Source organism: Xanthovirga aplysinae (assembly GCF_009711365.1).
Taxonomy (GTDB): Bacteria; Bacteroidota; Bacteroidia; order Cytophagales; family Cyclobacteriaceae; genus Xanthovirga; species Xanthovirga aplysinae.
On record NZ_SMMB01000627.1, the window covers coordinates 1 to 2,873 of the forward strand.

Sequence of the window (2,873 nt, forward strand, 5' to 3'; positions counted from 1 at the left end):
TGCTGTAGGTTAAGGGCATTAAAATGATTGTCATAAATGCCGGAATGGCTATGGTAAAATCTTCCAATTCGATTAAACGAACATTACGAAACATCATCACACCTACTATAATTAAGGCAGGAGCCGTCGCGTAGGCTGGCACCATACCAATTAATGGAGTAAAAAACAACGCCAATAAGAACAGAAAAGCAGTAGACAAAGCTGCCAATCCTGTACGAGCTCCATTTCCAATACCAGAGGCCGATTCCACAAAAGTAGTGGTAGTAGAAGTTCCCAAAATTGCTCCAAAAATAGAGGCTAGAGCATCTGCTGTTAAAATTCTGCCGATTCTTTTCACCTCTCCTTTTTCGTTTGTAAGTCCCGCTTCATGAGCACAGGCAACAATCGTCCCCACTGAATCAAAAAGATCCACAAACATAAAAGAAAATATGGCTCCCATAAGCCCCAAATTAAAGGCTGAAAATATATCCAATTGAAAAGCCAGAGGTTCTATTGAAGGAGGAAGGGAAATCACTTTTTCCGGAAAATCAATTTGCCCCAAAAACACACCCAAAATTGTGGTAATCACAATACCAATAAGAAGACTTCCTTTTACCTTACGAACTTCAAGAATTGCCATTACAATCAGACCCATCAAACCTAATATTACTGTCGGACCAAATTCCCCTAAACCAACCAGGGTAGCGGGATTTTGAACCACCAAACCAAGATTTTGAAACCCAATAAAAGCAATAAAAAGGCCCATACCAGCCGCCACAGCGATACGCAAAGAAAAGGGTATAGCATTAACTATTTTCTCCCGAAAGCCTGAAAAAGTTAATAAAAGAAAGAATATTCCTGAAATAAAAACTACCCCTAAAGCAGTTTCCCAGTTAACATCCTGTCCAATAACTAAGGTATAAGTAAAAAATGCATTTAATCCCATTCCTGGTCCCATAGCAAATGGAACATTTGCCCAAAAGCCAACTAAAACAGTGCCCAGAAAAGCTGCTAAACAAGTCACTGTAATAAGTGCCCCTTTATCCATACCAGCATCCCCTAATATGTTGGGGTTTACGAATATAATGTAGGCCATGGTAAGGAAGGTGGTAATTCCTCCTAAAATTTCTCTTTTGGGGGTAGTATGATGTGCTGAGAGTTTAAAAATGGGTTCCAGAAAGGAATTGGTAATCAGTGGCTTGGTCTTTACAGGGTTTTCTCCGGAAGAATGCATAAAAATAAAATCAGCTTTTGAAAAATTGCTTCAAAACTAAGAAAAAGCTTCGAAATACCGAAAAGTGAAGATAAGGTAATGAATGGTAAGAAAGAGGAATAAGAATTCTACAGCTGGTTTTCTATGGTTCCGTTTCTTTTATTTTGGTCCTTTTTAATTTGAAAAATAGAGAGACGTTTATAAAAAATTAACATATCAAAATTATTAAATACCCATAAAAAAAGCCCACCTTAACAGGTGAGCTTCAAAGAAATAGATAAAATTAAATCATATGGCAAAACTTTCACCACAACCACATGTTCTACTGGCATTAGGGTTAATAAACTGAAATCCCTTACCATTTAGGCCATCTGAGAAATCTAAGGTGGTCCCCAATAAATACAGAAGACTTTTTTTGTCTACCATTATTTTTAAACCTTTGTCTTCAAAAGTTTCATCACTTTCTTTGAATTGATCATCAAATCCAAGGTCATACATTAATCCTGAGCAACCTCCTCCTTTTACCGATACTCTGAGGTGGTGGTGTTCAGAATGCCCTTCTGCAGTTCTCAATTCAATTAATTTTTCCTTGGCTTTATCTGTTATATTAATCATATTCTTTTTCTCCAATTATCAAGGATTTTTTCTCTCTTGATTATTTCTTTAAAGGAAACGTTAAAATTTCAAATTTGTTTCTGCAAATATTTGTTCTATCAGGAAATCGGATTTAAAACCACACTAAAAACTGTTATTGAATTGATATCTCTCCCGTAATAGAGTTTATCTAATGCCTCGTACACATTCCCAGCTCGAAAATAAGAAGTATGCAACTCATTACTTTCTATTGTAGTCCATTGTACAGTATAGGAATTTTCCTTTTCCTTATGAACTTTGATGTACTCCAACATTTGATTCAGAGCATCTAATTTATCATATCCCAATGTGGAATGATACAAAAATGACTGATTATGTCGGGGATTTATAGTAATGAGATCTAGTTTAACTTTGTTATCGTCCGTATTCTGGTATTCAAATACCAAATCACCTGCCTTTACCCCCAGATAACTTTCAATTTCTTGCTGTAATCTGGCACTTTCGATATGCAGATTGGCCGATGCTTTCATAGAACTTCTATTTTCTGCTGTTTATATTATTTTACAATTTCTAAATCAATTCTTATTTGCCGCTTAACCGGACTTTAATTTCACAGGGTGGTTCAACAAATCCTACCTTCAAAGTAAAAATCTTTCAAAAAAAGGCAAACAACACCATTGTTATTCCTTTTTTTAAAAATGTTTAATAAAGTACAGAAAATTATACAAATTTAAAATGCTCAAGGGGATATGTAAAAGAGAAAAAGGAAAATTTTGTTAAAGCGTTCATTTCACATAAAGTGTAAATTCTTTTCCTTCAAAAAATAAAACTATTCTTTTTAGCTTTGATCACTTTTATTATCACACGCAAAAAAGAAGACTATGTTTAAAAAACCAGAACATATTGGAATAGCCGTTAAACAATTGACCGAATCGAACCAAGTATTTTCCAAACTATTAGGAGTAGAACCATATAAAATGGAAGAGGTGGCCTCTGAGGGGGTATTGACATCCTTTTTTAAAGTTGGGGAAACAAAAATTGAACTTTTAGAAGCTACAAAGGAAGAAAGTGCCATTTCTAAATTTAT

The 2,873-nt window shown here is 34.9% G+C and carries 4 protein-coding genes; 1 reads left to right on the plus strand and 3 read right to left on the minus strand.

Annotated features, from left to right (window positions below; all coding sequences use genetic code 11):
• The 3 genes from E1171_RS03420 to E1171_RS03430 form a co-directional block, all read right to left on the minus strand.
• Positions 1-1,213, minus strand: a 1,213-nt coding sequence (locus E1171_RS03420; RefSeq protein WP_155204084.1) for an NCS2 family permease, incomplete at its 3' end; no start/stop codon positions are given.
• 267 nt (positions 1,214-1,480) lie between these two features.
• The gene (locus tag E1171_RS03425) at positions 1,481-1,807 is read right to left on the minus strand and encodes a HesB/IscA family protein (protein WP_155204086.1); all 327 of its coding nucleotides are present in this window, start codon (positions 1,805-1,807) and stop codon (positions 1,481-1,483) included.
• Positions 1,808-1,905: 98 nt separating this feature from the next.
• Entirely contained in the window at positions 1,906-2,316 is a 411-nt protein-coding gene (locus tag E1171_RS03430; protein WP_155204088.1) for a hypothetical protein, read from the minus strand.
• Positions 2,317-2,667: 351 nt separating this feature from the next.
• On the opposite strand from E1171_RS03430, the gene E1171_RS03435 reads away from it, so the two are divergent.
• On the plus strand, positions 2,668-2,873 hold a 206-nt coding region (locus E1171_RS03435; protein ID WP_187696227.1), incomplete at its 3' end, for a VOC family protein.